Raw genomic sequence first — 13897 nt, 5'->3', positions numbered from 1 at the left:
AGACAGAGAAGGAAACCGAAATGGCTGATCTGACAGGCAAAGTCGCCCTGATCACCGGAGCCGCGCGCGGCCAGGGCGCGGCCGAGGCCAAGCTGTTCGTCGAGCGCGGCGCGAAGGTGGTCATCACCGATGTGCTCGAGACCGAGGGCAAGGAACTCGCCGAATCCCTCGGCGAGAACGCCCGTTTCGTGCGCCACGACGTCACCGACTCCGAGAGCTGGGACGCCGCCGTCGCGGTGGCCGTCGACACCTTCGGCAAGCTGGACGTGCTGGTGAACAATGCCGCCATCTACACCATGAAGCCGATCGCCGAGACCACTCCCGAAGAGCTGGAACGGATCCTGACGGTCAACCTGGTCGGCGCCTTCCGCGGCATCAAGGCGGTGCTGCCGGCCATGACCGCCAACGGCGGCGGCTCCATCGTGAACATCTCCTCGCAGTCCGGGCTCGAGGGCCTGATGAACCACTCCGCCTACGGCTCCTCCAAGTGGGGTCTGCGCGGCCTGTCCAAGGTCGCCGCCCTGGAGCTGGGCCTGTCCCAGATCCGGGTCAACTCGGTGTACCCCGGCCCCATCGCCACTCCCATGGTCCCCTACCTGACCACCGGCCCCGGCAGCTTCCCGACCCTGCCGCTCGAGCGCACCGGCCTGCCCGAGGAGGTCGCCGAACTGGTCGCCTTCCTCGCCTCCGACGCCTCGGCCTACATCACGGGTGCGGAGGTGTCCGTGGACGGCGGTCTGGCCGCGGGCAAGTTCATCCCGCGCGGCATGTAATTCCGCGAACCCCGCAGTGACACAGCGCGATCCAGGAAGGCCCGTAATGACCCTGTCCCCCGAATGGCAGACCTTCGTCGACGCCGCCACCGCGGCGTTCCCGGCGTTGGGCACCGAGGTGTTCGACGCCACCGAAGCACGGGCCTTCCTGGCCGCCCGCCGTCCCGCCCCGGTCGAACCCATTCCCGTTGCGGGAGTGGAGGATCGCGCGGCGCCCGGCCCGGCCGGCGCGCCCGAGGTGCCGGTGCGGGTGTACCGGCCGCTGGACGCCGAACCCGTTCCGGCCATCGTGGTCTTCTACCACGGCGGCGGATTCGTACTGTGCGGCTTGGACTCCCACGACCGCTTCTGCCGCACCATGGCCAACGAGGCCGGGGTGATCGTGGTGTCGGTGGACTACCGCCGTGCTCCGGACGCCCGCTTCCCGGCGGCGGCCGACGACGCCTACACGGTGCTGCGCTGGGTCGCGGAGCACGCCGAGGCCCTGGGCGGGGACCCCGGCCGGATCGCGGTGGCCGGGGACAGCGCGGGCGGCAATCTGGCCACCGTCGCCGCCATCGCCGCGCGCGACAATGGCGGACCCGACCTCGCGTTCCAGCTGCTCATGTACCCGATGCTGGATCCGGCCTGTGATCGGCCGTCGCACACCGAGAACGCGGAGGGCTACTTCACCACCGCGGCGCACATCCGGTGGTACTGGGAGCAGTACCTGTTCTCCGATGCCGAGAAGTCCGATCCCTACGCCAATCCCACCATCGCCGACCTCACCGGGCTGCCGCCCGCGCACATCGCCACCGCGGAATTCGATCCGCTGCGCGACGAGGGCGAGGCCTACGGGCAGCGGCTGCGCGAGGCCGGGGTGGAGACCGAGATCCTCCGCTGGAACGGCACCGTGCACGGGTTCATGTCGATGGCCTTCCATCTGCGAGAAACCCAGAGCGCCAACGCGACCGCGTTCACCGCTCTGCGCCGGGCACTGGCGCGCACGCCCGTCGTCTGAATTTCACCGCTCGTTCCCGGCCCGACCGGTTAGCATCACCTGCGTTCGTCCGTTTGAAACGTCAGGAACTCACTTGCCGGTTGCACGCCTCACCCCGGTCACCGGAGCGGCCACGCTCAGCGCGGCCCTGGCCTTGGCCACATCAACCCTGGCGCTAGCCACGTCGGGCCTGGCCCTGGCGGGCAGCGCCGACGCCGCACCCCAGTACTACGGCACCCTCGCGCTGTCCCGGCTGAAGAACACCGCGGTCACCGGGACCGACGCGAACCGGGTCGTCGCCGACGCCGCCGCCATCCGCGACTGCGCCAGCTACGACTGCGAGATCGTGCTGCGCTTCGCCGACGGCTGCGGCGCGGTCGCCCAGGGCGCGGACGGCACCTGGGGCTGGGCCGTCGGACCCAGCCTCGCCGAAGCCGAACAGAACGCGATCGCCGGGCTGGGCCAGAGCGCTCCCCCGTTCCCCGACCTGGGCAGCGCCCAGCCGCGCGCCGCCCGCGTCGCCACCAGTGCCTGTACCGCCAACGTTCAGTAACAACAGCTTTCGGGCCGGCACACCGTGCGTGGCGATGCTCAGTGTGGGTACTGGGCCTCGTAGGCCGCGCGCTCGGCGGCACGCCGTGCGGCCCGCGCCGGGCTCTCCAGATCCTCCGGGAAGCCGTGCTTCACCAATCGGTGGGCACGGTTCATCGGCATGTAGGCCACGATGTAGAACAGCGCCAGCAGCAGGCCGAGCAGGATCACCAAAAGCTGTAGCCACAGCTCGCCCGGCAGCAGGAACGCCAGCGCGAACACCGGCAGCAGCGGCACCAGCTGGCGCACGATGTGCCGGGGCACCGCCCACGAACCGGTGAGGTCGTTGCGCACCCACTCGCGCAGGTCGTCCGGCAGCACCCTGCCGAAGGAGTAGGCCAGCCACTGAACAGGGTTGGGGCGCTTCATTTCCGGTGTCCCTTCGTCGATCCGGCGCGCTCGGTCTCCGCCGAAACCGACTGCCGCGCCGCGGCATTCACCCGGTTCAGCACATCGCGCAGTTCCTCGAGATCCGCCAGGCTCACCCCGAGCCGCGCCACCACGGCCGGGGGGATCTTCTCCGCCTCGGTGCGCAGTTCGCGTCCCGCGCCGGTCAGATCCACGACCAGGTTGCGTTCGTCGTGGCTGTCGCGCCGCCGGGTGATGAGCCCCGCCGCCTCCAGCCGCTTGAGCAGCGGCGACAGCGTGGGCGAGTCGAGCTGAATGGCCTCGCCGATGTCCTTGACCGACATCGGCGCCTCACCCCACAGCGCCAGCATCACCAGATACTGCGGATGCGTCAGGCCCATCGGCTCCAGCAGCGGGCGATACACCGCCAGCACCGACCGGTTCGCCACCGCCAGCGCGAAACACACCTGCCGGTCCAGCCGCAGCGGGTCGTCGACCTCCACCGTTCCGCCCTCCTCGCTCGTCTTCGTTAGGGCAAGAATAGTTAATGCACTAACTGTTCGTCGACGATCCGGTGGGTAATTGGCGTCACATCACTCCCGCGACACCCGCATGGCAACGATCCGGCCGGTGTCCATGTAGTCGCGGAACAGCGTGACCTGGCCGTTCTCGACCCGGATCACATTGACCGAGGTCCGCGCCCACGCGCGGCCGGTCCCGGGGCGGGTGACGTCGACATCGATCTCGGTGATGAACGTCGTCGGATCGGCGGTCTCGTGAATGACCGGGCGGATGCCGTGGATCTGAATGCCGGGCATGCCCGACCACCGCTGCGCGAGGTATTCGCGGATCTGCTCGCGGCCCTCGATCCGGGACGGCTCACCCGGCAGCAGGAACGGCATCTCGAACACGACATCCGGGGCGAGCAGCGCGGCGAACCGGTCCGCATCGCGCGCGGGCAGCGTGTCGAAGAGTCGAATCACGAGGTCACGAGGGGTTTCGAGGGAAGTGGTCATGAATGCCTCCTAAGCGGAACGATGGACCCGCTTAATAATCGGGGCGTGCGCCCCGCTTGTCAACAGCTGGGTAGGCTGTCGGACGTGACGGACAGACCCCTGCGCGCCGACGCCCGCCGCAATCGCGAGCGGGTCCTGGCCGCGGCCCAGGAAGCCTTTGCCGCCGAGGGCATCTCGGTGCCGCTCGACGAGATCGCGCGGCGGGCGGGCGTCGGGGCAGGCACGGTGTATCGCCACTTCCCCACCAAGGAAGCGCTTTTCGAGGCCGCCATCCTCGATCAGGTCGAGAAGATCACCGCGCATGCGCGCGCACTGACCGCGGCCGAGGATCCCGGCGCGGCGTTCTTCGAGTTCCTGGCGATGATGGTGCTCGAGGGCGGGGTCAAACGAGATCTGGCCGACGCGCTGCGCTCCGGCGGCGGCGAGTATCCGCGCACGGTGTCCCACGATCTGAAAGAGGCACTGGGGATCCTGCTCTCCCGCGCCCAGGACGCCGGAGCCGTGCGGCCCGAGATCAGCGTCGACGATCTGCTGACCATCATCAAGGGCGTGTTCCTCGCCGTCCACGAGGCCGGAGCCGCACCCGGATTACGCGAGCGCACCTTCGCCGTGATCGCGGATGGATTGCGCGCGAACCACTGACCTGCGAGTACATACGTGCGCTTCTCGCTCCACGCGGCTCTGACCGATCAGGATGCCGACCGGATCCCGACAGCCTGCCGGGTGGTCCACGACACCTTCGGCGCGCGGCCACCCGCTCGCCTGCCCCGGGCATCCTGATCACCCGCTCGCAATCGCGAAGCAATGGTCGCTGAAATATTGCGGAATAAACTGAACCATGGGCGAATCGCGCCCATGGTTCCGCAAACTCCGCGTGTTTCCGCGCCTCTGATGCTTGGATGCTCCATGTGCTGACCAATTGCCGCCGGAGCTGACACCAGGAGATCAGATTCGATGAAGCGTGCGATCCGCGCCGTCGCCGTCACCGCCTGTCTAGCCCTGGCAGCCTGCGGCAATAATCCGAAACCCGACGCGCCGCCACCGCCGCCCCCGCGAACGCTCACCATCGGCATCACATTCGATCAACCCGGGCTTTCGGTCAAGGGCGGCGACGGCAGACCGCTCGGGTTCGACGTCGACGTCGCGACCTATATCGCCGGGAAGCTGGGCGTCACGCCCGAGCACATCACCTGGCGCGAGGCCCGCACCGACCAACGCGAAACCCTCCTGAACTCCGGCACCGTCGATTTCGTCGTCGCCTCGTACTCCATCACCGCCGCCCGCCAGCAGCTGGTCTCCTTCGCCGGGCCTTACCTGCTGGCCGGCCAGGACCTGCTGGTCCGGCAGAGCGAACGCGCCATCGACCAGCCCGAGGACCTCGACGGCCGCACCGTCTGCACCGCCGAGGGCTCCACCGCCGCCGACAAGATCCGCCGCAGCTTCGCCCGATTCGTCCGCCTCACCACCCGGGACAGCTACCCGCAGTGCGTGGCCGACCTGATCGGCGGCACCGTCGACGCCGTCACCACCGACGACGTCATCCTCGCCGGCTACGCCGACGAACACCCCGGCACGCTGCGGCTCTCCGGCCACCGGTTCACCCGCGAACGCTACGGCGTCGGAGTGCGCAAGGGCGACATCGAATTGCAGGGCCGCATCACCTCGATCATCCGCATGATGATCGACGACGGGAACTGGCGGCGCGCACTGGAAAAGCACCTCACCGCCGCCAGTTACAAACCGCTGCCCGCGCCCGCAGTATTCAACGCCCCCGACCGCACCGTCGAACCCGGCGACCCCGCCACCCTCGACCCGGAATTGGTGAAAGCCGCCACAGCCGTCGCCGCCACCTCCAATGCCCGCGACTGGGAAGGATTCCGCTCCCTGGTCTGCCCCGAGAACGCCGACGCCATCGACGAAATAATCTTCCAATACACCCCCCAATACGACAAAACCCTGGGCCCGGAAATACGCAATGCCGGTTACACCAATACCGTCACCGGCGTCACCCAATCCGGCCCCGACTCCGCCACCTTCGCATTCCACGAGACCTTCACCAACGTGCCCGAGAAATACCGGCACTACTTCAAGGACGTCGACTACACCGGCGCCATGGTCCGCCGCGACGGCTCCTGGAAGCTGTGCAGCCTCACCGCCGACTTCGTCGAACCCTGACCGCGAAATAATGCGGTGCGCCGGGACGGGCGGTGGACCTACCGTGAAAGGCAGTCGAAGGAAAGGACTGTCCGATGTTTCCCGTCGAGCTGCGCGGTACCCGAGCGCAGACGCTCATGTGGGCCCACGAGCACGAGGTCGGCGCGGCCGCGCTCCAGCAGCTGCGCGATATCTCGCAACTGAAATGGGTGTACGGCGTCCGCGTGATGCCGGACGTGCACCTGGGCAAGGGCGCGACGGTCGGATCGGTCATCGCCATGCGGGACGCGGTCGCCCCCGCGGCCGTCGGCGTGGACATCGGGTGCGGCATGGAAGCGGTGCTCACCTCGCTCACCGCGTCCGACCTGCCCGACAACCTGCACTCGCTGCGCTCCCGCATCGAGGCGGCGCTGCCGGTCGGCTTCGCGGCGCACCGCGAACCGGTCGACGTGAACCGCCTGAACGCCGAGGTCTTCGGCCAGCGCGCCGCGGGCACCACCATGCGCGCGGGGTGGGAGCGGTTCTGGAAGGGCTTCGACACGCTGGATCCGATCGTGCGGCCCCGGGAAGCCAAGGCCCACAACCAGATGGGCACCCTCGGCGGCGGCAACCACTTCCAGGAACTGTGCGTCGACACCGAGGACCGCGTGTGGATCCTGCTGCACTCCGGAAGCCGCAATATCGGCAACGAGATCGCGCAGCGGCACATGGCCGTCGCCGGCGAACTGCCGCACAACCAGGACCTGCCGCACCGCGACCTGTCCGTATTCCTCTCCGGCACGCCGGAAATGGATGCCTACCGCCGCGACCTGACCTGGGCCCAGGAGTACGCGGCCCGCAACCGGGCTGTCATCCTGACACTGGTCTGCAAGGCCGTGCGCGATGAATTCGACGGTCTGACAGTGCGTTTCGACGAGCCCATCTCCTGCCACCACAACTACGTGGCGGAGGAGATCATCGACGGGATCCCCATGTTGGTCACCCGTAAGGGCGCCGTCCGGGCCGGCGCGGGCGACCTCGCGCTGATTCCCGGCTCCATGGGGACGCGGTCGTATGTGGTTCGGGGCAAGGGGAATCCGGCCTCGTTCCAGTCGGCGTCGCACGGGGCGGGACGGCGGATGAGCCGCAACGCGGCCAAGAAGCAGTTCACCGTGGCCGACCTGGTGAAGCAGACCGAGGGCGTCGAGTCCCGCAAGGACGCCGGGGTGATCGACGAGATCCCCGCGGCGTACAAGGACATCGACCAGGTCATCGCGGCCCAGGCCGATCTGGTGGACGTGGTCGCCACGCTGCGGCAGGTGCTGTGCGTGAAGGGGTGAGCCGGGTCAGCGGCGGCGGAACGTCGCCGCTACGCCCGCGCCCACCAGCAGGATGCCCACGATGAGCGGGAATCCGGTCTGCAACCACTGATACAGCGCGACATGCATTTCATCCGACAGGGGTAGATCGCCGATCAGTCGAAAGGTGTCGTCCGGGAAGATGAAATGGATGATCCCGGGCAACACTCCCCACACCAGCCCGGCCACGATGGTGCCCGCCGGGGAGTAGGCGGCCAGCGCCGCCACCACCAGGAAAAACGCTGCGGCCAGCAGGATCTGGAAGGTCGAGCCGACGCGGTCGGCGAAATCCCCCAGGATCGCCCACTGTCTGGTCCCGGCCGCGCCGCGGGCGGCCAGCGCGATCCCGACGGGGGTGATCAGCAACCCCGCCAGCGTGCCGGCCACCGTCCGCGACACCGTGCTGCTGCTACGGAACTGTGCCCCGGGCGGAGTCCACCCCGCGGGCGACGGAAACTTCTCCGGCATGTGCGTCTCCCTGCGCGCCCCCGGACGCCCTTCGTGCCCGGAACCCTATTGTCCGTCCGCGCAGCGGATTCCGCGCGATCTTGACGGCACCGCAATCAAGGCGGGTTCCGGCGGTGTCTCACACGAGCAAAGCCTCCGCGCCGAAGAAGACGGTGTGGCCGTCGGCGCGCAGCACGAAGATCACCTCGAGGACGCCGTGGCTGGCCGGGGCGGCGGTCACCTCGACCGGGCCGAGATGTGTGCTCCACCAAGGGGCCAACTCGACCACGTTCGGAAAGCCCGCGGCGCGCACCGTGTCGGCCAGGCCGGGCACCACCGCGAACGGCACCGACTTGTCGGGATACCTCACCAGGGCGTCGAGGTCGCAGTGGCCGTAGTGGCCGTGACTGATCACGACGGAGAGCTCCGGCGGGTCGGCGGCGGTCACGAAGGCGCGCGGCTCGCCCGGGCGGTAGAAGCGGGTCTCCGGCAGCCAGGGGTCGGTGAGGATGCGCGCTCCTCCGAAATCCAGGAGGGCGCTGGCGTGGACGACGCGGGTCACGGTGAGCATGGCGTCACCCACCCGGGCCACTACCGCGTGCTGTTCGGCACCGCCGGCACCCCCGGCTGGGAACCCACCGAGGGGTAGCTCCCCGGCCTGCCCACCATGGACCTGCTGGTCGGCACCGCGGCCGCCGCCGGCGCACCCGACCCCGCCGCCACCGCCACCGCCCAATGCCTGTGGGCGGGCATGCACGGCCTCATCACACTGCGTCAGGACCGGCCCAGCTTCCCCTGGCTGCCCCTCGACCGATTGGTCGGCGCCTTGGTCGCCGCGCACCTGGCCGACACCGTCTGAGCCGCCGCCGGTGGATCTGCGCAGCCGGCGGAACGGCAGCGCCGGGAGGACCGGGTAGGAATCCTGTTTCGAGGCCACCATCCACAGTGCGCGGACGCGCGCCGGGCCTGATTCACGCGGCGCGCGGGCGGCCGAGTTTCCCGGGGCTGCCGCTCGCACTCCCCGACCGGCTATCAGCTAGGTCGCGGACCGGTGCACGGCCGGCCGGCCGGCCGAGCCCGCGCCCGGCGGCCGGACGTGGCTCGAGGGTGCGAAGTCGGTCGAAGAATCGGACGGCGGGCGTGGGGTGTCGGTGCGGTGAGGCACGATGGTCGGCGTGACCTCAGCCGACCCGAACGTCTCCGACCTCGAACTCGTCGACGCCGCCGCGCAGCCCGGCGGGGGTGGCTTGCGCGAGGATGCGGAGCGGCTGCTGCGGGAGTTGGCCGGACCGGCGGCGCGGTTGCGGGAAGACCAGTGGGTCGCGATCGAGGCACTGGTGGTGCAACGGCGGCGGGCGCTGGTGGTGCAACGCACCGGGTGGGGTAAATCCGCCGTCTACTTCATCTCCGCGAAGCTGTTGCGCGCCCAGGGACGGGGGCCGACGGTGATCGTGTCGCCGCTGCTGGCGCTGATGCGCAACCAGGTGTCGTCGGCCGAGCGCGCGGGAGTCGTTGCGGCGACCATCAATTCGGGCAATGTCACCGAATGGGACGAGATCCACGCGCGGGTGGCCGCCGGTGACGTCGACGTGCTGCTGGTCAGCCCGGAACGGTTGAACAACCCGGACTTCCGGGATTCGGTGCTGCCCAAACTGGCCGCCGACGCCGGACTGGTGGTGATCGACGAGGCGCACTGCGTATCGGACTGGGGGCACGACTTCCGGCCGGACTACCGCCGGATCCGCACACTCATCGCCGACCTCGGCTCGGAGGTGCCGGTGCTGGCCACCACGGCCACCGCCAACGACCGTGTGGTCACCGATGTGGCCACCCAGATCGGCACCGACACCTTGGTCCTGCGCGGCAGCCTGGACCGGGAATCGCTGCACCTGTCGGTGGTGACGATTCCGGACGCGGTGCGGCGCACGGCCTGGCTCAGCAAGCGACTGCACGAACTGCCCGGCTCGGGCATCGTCTACGCGCTCACCGTCGCCGCGGCCCACGACCTCGCCGACGTGCTCAACTCGCACGGGCACCACGTCGCCGCCTACACCGGGCAGACCGACCCCACCGAACGCGAGGCGCTCGAGGCCGCCCTGCTGAACAACGAGGTGAAGGCGCTCATCGCGACCTCCGCGCTCGGAATGGGTTTCGACAAGCCCGATCTCGGCTTCGTGGTGCACCTGGGCGCGCCCTCCTCCCCCATCTCCTACTACCAGCAGGTGGGCCGGGCGGGCCGCGGCACCGAACGGGCCGAGGTGGTGCTGCTGCCCGGTCACGAGGACCGCCAGATCTGGAGCTACTTCGCCTCGGTGGCCTTCCCGCGCGAGCACATCGTGCGCTCGGTGCTGGCCGCCCTCGACACCGAGCGGCCGCTGTCCACCGCCGCACTGGAACCATTGGTGGAGCTCAATCGCTCACGCCTCGAGATGGTGCTCAAGGTGCTGGACGTGGACGGCGCGGTCCGCCGGGTACGCGGCGGCTGGCTCGGCACCGGCGAACCGTGGGTCTACGACACCGAACGCTACGAGCGTCTCAGCGTCGCCCGCGAGGCCGAGCAGCAGGCCATGATCGACTACCAGTCCACCGGCCAGTGCCGGATGACGTTCCTGCGCAGCCAACTCGACGATCCGGGCCTGGTGCTCGGCACCCACTGCGGGCGCTGCGACAACTGCACGGGCGCCACCCAGGACACGGCGGTCGACGACTCCGACCTGGCCGACATCCGCACCCGCCTGGACCGGCCCGGCATCGACCTGGCGCCCCGCAAGCAGTGGCCCACCGGCCTGGCCAAACTTGGAATCTCCTTGTCCGGCAAGATCACCAACGGCCCCGAGACCGGTCGCGTCCTGGGCCGCCTCAGCAATCTCGGCTGGGGCCAGCGCCTGCGCCCGCTCCTCGACGGCCCCGACGCCCCCGTCCCCGACGAGGTCTTCCGCGCCTGCACCACCGTACTGCGCGAATGGGATTGGGCCCAGCGCCCGACCGCCGTCCTGGCCCTCGACTCCGGCGCCCGCCCCCTGCTGACCCGATCCCTGGCCGCCCGCCTCGCCGAGATCGGCCGCCTCCAGGATCTCGGCGTTCTCGCGCTGCGCCCCGACCTGCCCCCGGTCTCCGCCGCCAACTCCGCCCACCGGGTCGCCGCCCTCCACAATGCCTGGGAGACACCGGATCTCACCGCGGTCGACGGCCCCATCCTGCTGGTCGACGCCCTCACCGACACCGGCTGGACCTTCACCATGGCCGCCCGCCAACTCCGTGCCGCCGGAGCCGATGCCGTCCTCCCCTTCGCATTGGCCACCCCTTCCTGACCTTCGGGCGTACCGTCGAACGGGGAAGGGAGAGAGCATGAGTACGGGGAACGGCGGGGACGAGGCCAACGATCCGCGGGCGCGCTGGCGCAAGCTGCCGCCCGAGCCGGCACAGTGGATCGAGGAGGTCGACCGGGAGCATTCCGCCGTCGACTACGGCCCGGACCATGACCCGGACGGCAAGGCCGCCACCTATGGGGGAACCTCCGGACCCTGACGCGCTCAGGCGTCGGGGGTGAGCCGCCGGTTCTCGAGGTTCTCGATGGCGTCGACGTAGCGCAGCATGAGGCGCGCGAAGTCGAGGCGGTCCTGTTCCGGCCACTCGGCCGTGATGTATTCGAAGGCGGCGCGCTGCTGCCCGCGGAAGCGGGTCATGAACTCCAGGCCCTCGGGGCTGAGTTCGAGGACGGCGCGGCGGCCGTCCAGCTGTGAGGGGACGCGCAGCAGGTAGCCCGCCTTGATGTTGTCGGTGACCATGCGACTCGCCACCGACGGATCCACGCACATGGCCGCGGCGATACCGCCGACCGTCATCTCCCCCGGCTCGTCCTGTCCGCAGCCCAGGACCAGACCCAGCACCAGCGCGCGGGTGGAGTCCTTGGCGCTGATCGGGTTCTCAACCTGTTGCAGGACGCCGCGGCGGAGCTTGCCGAAGGCCGGGCCGATGGCATCCAGCAGCTCGTCGGGGGTGCGGTCGTCCGTCGTCATCACCACATCGTATCTGCATGCCCATCAGCATCTGCATGCACATCGGAACATATGTGTTGACTAGCAACTGTATGCATGACAGCATGCATTTCATGACCATTCTCGTCACCGGCGCTCGCGGCCAGATCGGCCGAGCCGTCCTCACCTCCCTGCACGCCCGCGGCCTCCCGGTCCGCGCGGCCAGCAAGGCCCCCTCGGCCCTCGACCTCCCCGCGGGGGTCGACGCCGTCGCCCTGCCCGATGATCTCGAAAGCCTCACCGCCGCACTGAAAGACGTGCGCCAGGTCTTCCTCTACGCCGACCCCGCCGCGGCGGACACCTTCGCGCGGGCCGCCGCCGCCGCCGGGGTGGAGCACGTCGTGCTGCTGTCCTCCTCCGCGGTCGACGATCCGAACGCCGCCGACAACCCCATCGGCGCGAACCACCTCGCCGTCGAAAACGCCCTCGCCGCAGCGGATCTCGTCACCACCGTGCTGCGCCCCGGCGGTTTCGACAGCAACGCCTTCGGCTGGATCGCGGCGATCTCGTCCCGCACGCCGATCGAGCACGCGTACCCGGACGCCGCACTGGCCATGATCCATCCGCTCGATATCGCCGACATCGCGGTCGCCGCCCTGACCGGCGGCGAGTTGCGGGGCCGCACGGTCACTCTCACCGGACCGGAGGCGATCAGCTTCCGCGCGCAGATCGGCCACCTCGCCGCGGCCCTCGGCCGCGACATCCCGATCACCACCGTCACCCCGGCCGAGGCCGAGGCGCAGATGTCGCGCACCATGCCGCCCTACATCGTGAGCGCCCTGCTGAACATCTGGGCCATCACCACCGACACGCCCGAAGCCCCGGCCGACACCACCGAGACCCTGCTCGGCGTCCCCGCCCGCACCTTCGCCCAGTGGGCCCGCGAGAACGCGCCCGCCTTCACGGTTTCCTGACCGCGGGAGCCGCCCGCGCCACGCCGAGCGACCTCCGGCGATCCCGCGCGGGTTGCCGGGTAGTCGCGGAAACCGCGGACCACCAGGGGCTCGGCGCGTAGGATCGGGCGAATCCCGCAGTCGCCGAACGATCCCGGGGAGTTCAGCATGGCGTCCGCATCACCCAAGATTCCACCGTTGCCGCTCCTGCGCGCCGCCACCTGGTTGCGCGACGGTCTGGCCGTCCTGCACCGGCGGCTGGTCCCCGGCCACATCGCCCTCTTGGAGCTGGGGACGGCCGGATACGTCTCCCAGGCCATCTGCGCGGCGGCCGAGCTCGGCATCGCCGACGTGCTGGCCGACGGCCCCAAATCGGCCGCCGAGCTGGCGCGCACCCTGAACGTGGACGAGGACGCACTGCGCCGGCTGCTGCGCCTGCTGATCAGCTGGGGTGTCTTCGAGCAGCACCGCGACGGGACCTACCGGCTGACCGGCGTCTCGCAGGGGCTGCGCACCGATGCCGACGTGTCGCTGCGCGATCTGTTCGTCTTCTTCGGCTCCGAACTGCATCGCAAGCACTGGACGCATCTGGCCACCTCGGTCCGCGCCGGCGGGTCGCTGTGGCCGGAGCTGGAGGGCATGGAGTTCTTCGAGTTCGCCGAACAGCACCCCGAGGTCGGGCAGGTCTTCGACCGGGCCATGACCAGCGTCGGCAGCCTCGCCACCGAACCGCTCCACGCGGCCTTCGACTTCGGCCGCTTCGGCTCGATCGTGGACGTCGGCGGCGGCCGCGGCAGCCTGCTCGTCGACATCCTGCAACGCCATCCGTCCATGCGCGGCACCGTGTTCGACCTGCCGCGGGTGGCCGAGGGCCTCGAGGAGCAGCTGCTCGGCCCCGGGCTCGCCGGCCGCCTCACCGTCGAACCCGGCAGCTTCTTCGACGTCGTACCCAAGGGCGCGGACGCGTATCTGCTCAAGCACATCATCCACGACTGGAACGACGCCGACGCCGAGCGCATCCTGCGCACCGTGCGCACCGCCATGGAAACCGAAGCGCGGCTGCTGATCATCGAGATGGTGATGCCCGAGCACCACCGCCCGCACCCGGGCAAGGTCATCGACCTGGAGATGCTGATCCAGACCCGCGGCGGCCGGGAACGGACCCAGAACGAATTCGGAAACCTGCTGTCCCGCAGCGGTTTCGTGCTCACCGGGGTCACCACGACCGCCGCCCCGGACTGTGTCATCGAGGCCCGTCCGACGGTGTGAACGAGGCGCCCGCGGGGCGTGTGCGGCGCAATCCACACGCCCACCGCGGGCTA

Annotated in this window: 17 protein-coding genes; 11 read left to right on the top strand and 6 right to left on the bottom strand. The window is 69.8% G+C overall.

Annotated features, from left to right (window positions below):
- Positions 1–20 precede the first annotated feature (20 nt).
- From ACFYTS_RS04130 to ACFYTS_RS04120, 3 genes are all read left to right on the top strand, one after another.
- On the top strand, positions 21–773 hold the full coding sequence (locus ACFYTS_RS04130) for a glucose 1-dehydrogenase (protein ID WP_357279730.1): 753 nt from the start codon (positions 21–23) through the stop codon (positions 771–773).
- A gap of 46 nt (positions 774–819) precedes the next feature.
- Positions 820–1773 (top strand): alpha/beta hydrolase, encoded by a 954-nt coding sequence (locus ACFYTS_RS04125; RefSeq protein WP_387301213.1) that lies wholly within the window; start codon positions 820–822, stop codon positions 1771–1773.
- 73 nt (positions 1774–1846) lie between these two features.
- Positions 1847–2305 carry a DUF4189 domain-containing protein gene (locus tag ACFYTS_RS04120; protein ID WP_387301211.1) on the top strand — a complete coding sequence of 153 codons (459 nt, stop codon included), beginning with the start codon at positions 1847–1849 and terminating at the stop codon, positions 2303–2305.
- A 38-nt stretch (positions 2306–2343) separates the two neighbouring features.
- Here ACFYTS_RS04120 and ACFYTS_RS04115 read toward each other — a convergent pair whose 3' ends face one another.
- The 3 genes from ACFYTS_RS04115 to ACFYTS_RS04105 all read right to left on the bottom strand — a co-directional run bounded on the left by ACFYTS_RS04115 (position 2344) and on the right by ACFYTS_RS04105 (position 3707).
- On the bottom strand, positions 2344–2712 hold the full coding sequence (locus ACFYTS_RS04115; protein ID WP_357279737.1) for a DUF5313 family protein: 369 nt from the start codon (positions 2710–2712) through the stop codon (positions 2344–2346).
- Complete coding sequence (locus ACFYTS_RS04110) at positions 2709–3194, bottom strand: MarR family winged helix-turn-helix transcriptional regulator (RefSeq protein WP_357279740.1); 486 nt, start codon at positions 3192–3194, stop codon at positions 2709–2711. The genes ACFYTS_RS04115 and ACFYTS_RS04110 overlap by 4 nt, the downstream gene beginning before the upstream one ends.
- Positions 3195–3284: 90 nt before the next feature.
- Positions 3285–3707, bottom strand: a complete 423-nt coding sequence (locus ACFYTS_RS04105) for a nuclear transport factor 2 family protein (RefSeq protein WP_387301210.1) — start codon at positions 3705–3707, stop codon at positions 3285–3287.
- 84 nt (positions 3708–3791) lie between these two features.
- Here ACFYTS_RS04105 and ACFYTS_RS04100 point away from each other — a divergent pair, with 84 nt between their 5' ends.
- The 3 genes from ACFYTS_RS04100 to ACFYTS_RS04090 all read left to right on the top strand — a co-directional run bounded on the left by ACFYTS_RS04100 (position 3792) and on the right by ACFYTS_RS04090 (position 7180).
- A complete protein-coding gene (locus ACFYTS_RS04100) occupies positions 3792–4349 on the top strand; it encodes a TetR/AcrR family transcriptional regulator (protein WP_387301208.1) in 558 nt (185 codons plus the stop codon).
- Between the two features lie 312 nt (positions 4350–4661).
- Complete coding sequence (locus ACFYTS_RS04095; RefSeq protein ID WP_387301206.1) at positions 4662–5882, top strand: glutamate ABC transporter substrate-binding protein; 1221 nt, start codon at positions 4662–4664, stop codon at positions 5880–5882.
- A gap of 74 nt (positions 5883–5956) precedes the next feature.
- On the top strand, positions 5957–7180 hold the full coding sequence (locus tag ACFYTS_RS04090) for an RtcB family protein (protein ID WP_387301204.1): 1224 nt from the start codon (positions 5957–5959) through the stop codon (positions 7178–7180).
- A 6-nt stretch (positions 7181–7186) separates the two neighbouring features.
- On the opposite strand, the gene ACFYTS_RS04085 is transcribed toward ACFYTS_RS04090, so the two are convergent.
- Both ACFYTS_RS04085 and ACFYTS_RS04080 read right to left on the bottom strand, forming a co-directional pair.
- Complete coding sequence (locus ACFYTS_RS04085; RefSeq protein ID WP_357279752.1) at positions 7187–7666, bottom strand: hypothetical protein; 480 nt, start codon at positions 7664–7666, stop codon at positions 7187–7189.
- Between the two features lie 118 nt (positions 7667–7784).
- Positions 7785–8237, bottom strand: coding sequence for an MBL fold metallo-hydrolase (locus ACFYTS_RS04080; RefSeq protein ID WP_387301202.1), 453 nt, complete (start codon positions 8235–8237; stop codon positions 7785–7787).
- Between the two features lie 75 nt (positions 8238–8312).
- Here ACFYTS_RS04080 and ACFYTS_RS04075 point away from each other — a divergent pair, with 75 nt between their 5' ends.
- The 3 genes from ACFYTS_RS04075 to ACFYTS_RS04065 all read left to right on the top strand — a co-directional run bounded on the left by ACFYTS_RS04075 (position 8313) and on the right by ACFYTS_RS04065 (position 11173).
- Positions 8313–8504, top strand: coding sequence for a WHG domain-containing protein (locus ACFYTS_RS04075; RefSeq protein ID WP_387301200.1), 192 nt, complete (start codon positions 8313–8315; stop codon positions 8502–8504).
- A 307-nt stretch (positions 8505–8811) separates the two neighbouring features.
- On the top strand, positions 8812–10956 hold the full coding sequence (locus ACFYTS_RS04070) for a RecQ family ATP-dependent DNA helicase (RefSeq protein ID WP_387301198.1): 2145 nt from the start codon (positions 8812–8814) through the stop codon (positions 10954–10956).
- A gap of 37 nt (positions 10957–10993) precedes the next feature.
- Positions 10994–11173: a hypothetical protein gene (locus tag ACFYTS_RS04065; protein WP_387301196.1), complete on the top strand. Its 180-nt coding sequence runs from the start codon at positions 10994–10996 to the stop codon at positions 11171–11173.
- Positions 11174–11178: 5 nt separating this feature from the next.
- On the opposite strand, the gene ACFYTS_RS04060 is transcribed toward ACFYTS_RS04065, so the two are convergent.
- Positions 11179–11664 carry a MarR family winged helix-turn-helix transcriptional regulator gene (locus tag ACFYTS_RS04060; protein WP_357279762.1) on the bottom strand — a complete coding sequence of 162 codons (486 nt, stop codon included), beginning with the start codon at positions 11662–11664 and terminating at the stop codon, positions 11179–11181.
- 92 nt (positions 11665–11756) lie between these two features.
- On the opposite strand from ACFYTS_RS04060, the gene ACFYTS_RS04055 reads away from it, so the two are divergent.
- The gene (locus ACFYTS_RS04055) at positions 11757–12596 is read left to right on the top strand and encodes an SDR family oxidoreductase (protein ID WP_387301193.1); all 840 of its coding nucleotides are present in this window, start codon (positions 11757–11759) and stop codon (positions 12594–12596) included.
- 147 nt (positions 12597–12743) lie between these two features.
- Complete coding sequence (locus tag ACFYTS_RS04050) at positions 12744–13844, top strand: methyltransferase (RefSeq protein WP_357279767.1); 1101 nt, start codon at positions 12744–12746, stop codon at positions 13842–13844.
- Positions 13845–13897: the final 53 nt, after the last annotated feature.

The organism is Nocardia sp. NPDC004151, from assembly GCF_042874235.1.
Lineage (GTDB): Bacteria > Actinomycetota > Actinomycetes > Mycobacteriales > Mycobacteriaceae > Nocardia.
The sequence above is the reverse complement of the archived record's forward strand: the minus strand, read 5'-3'. Positions and strand labels throughout refer to the sequence as shown.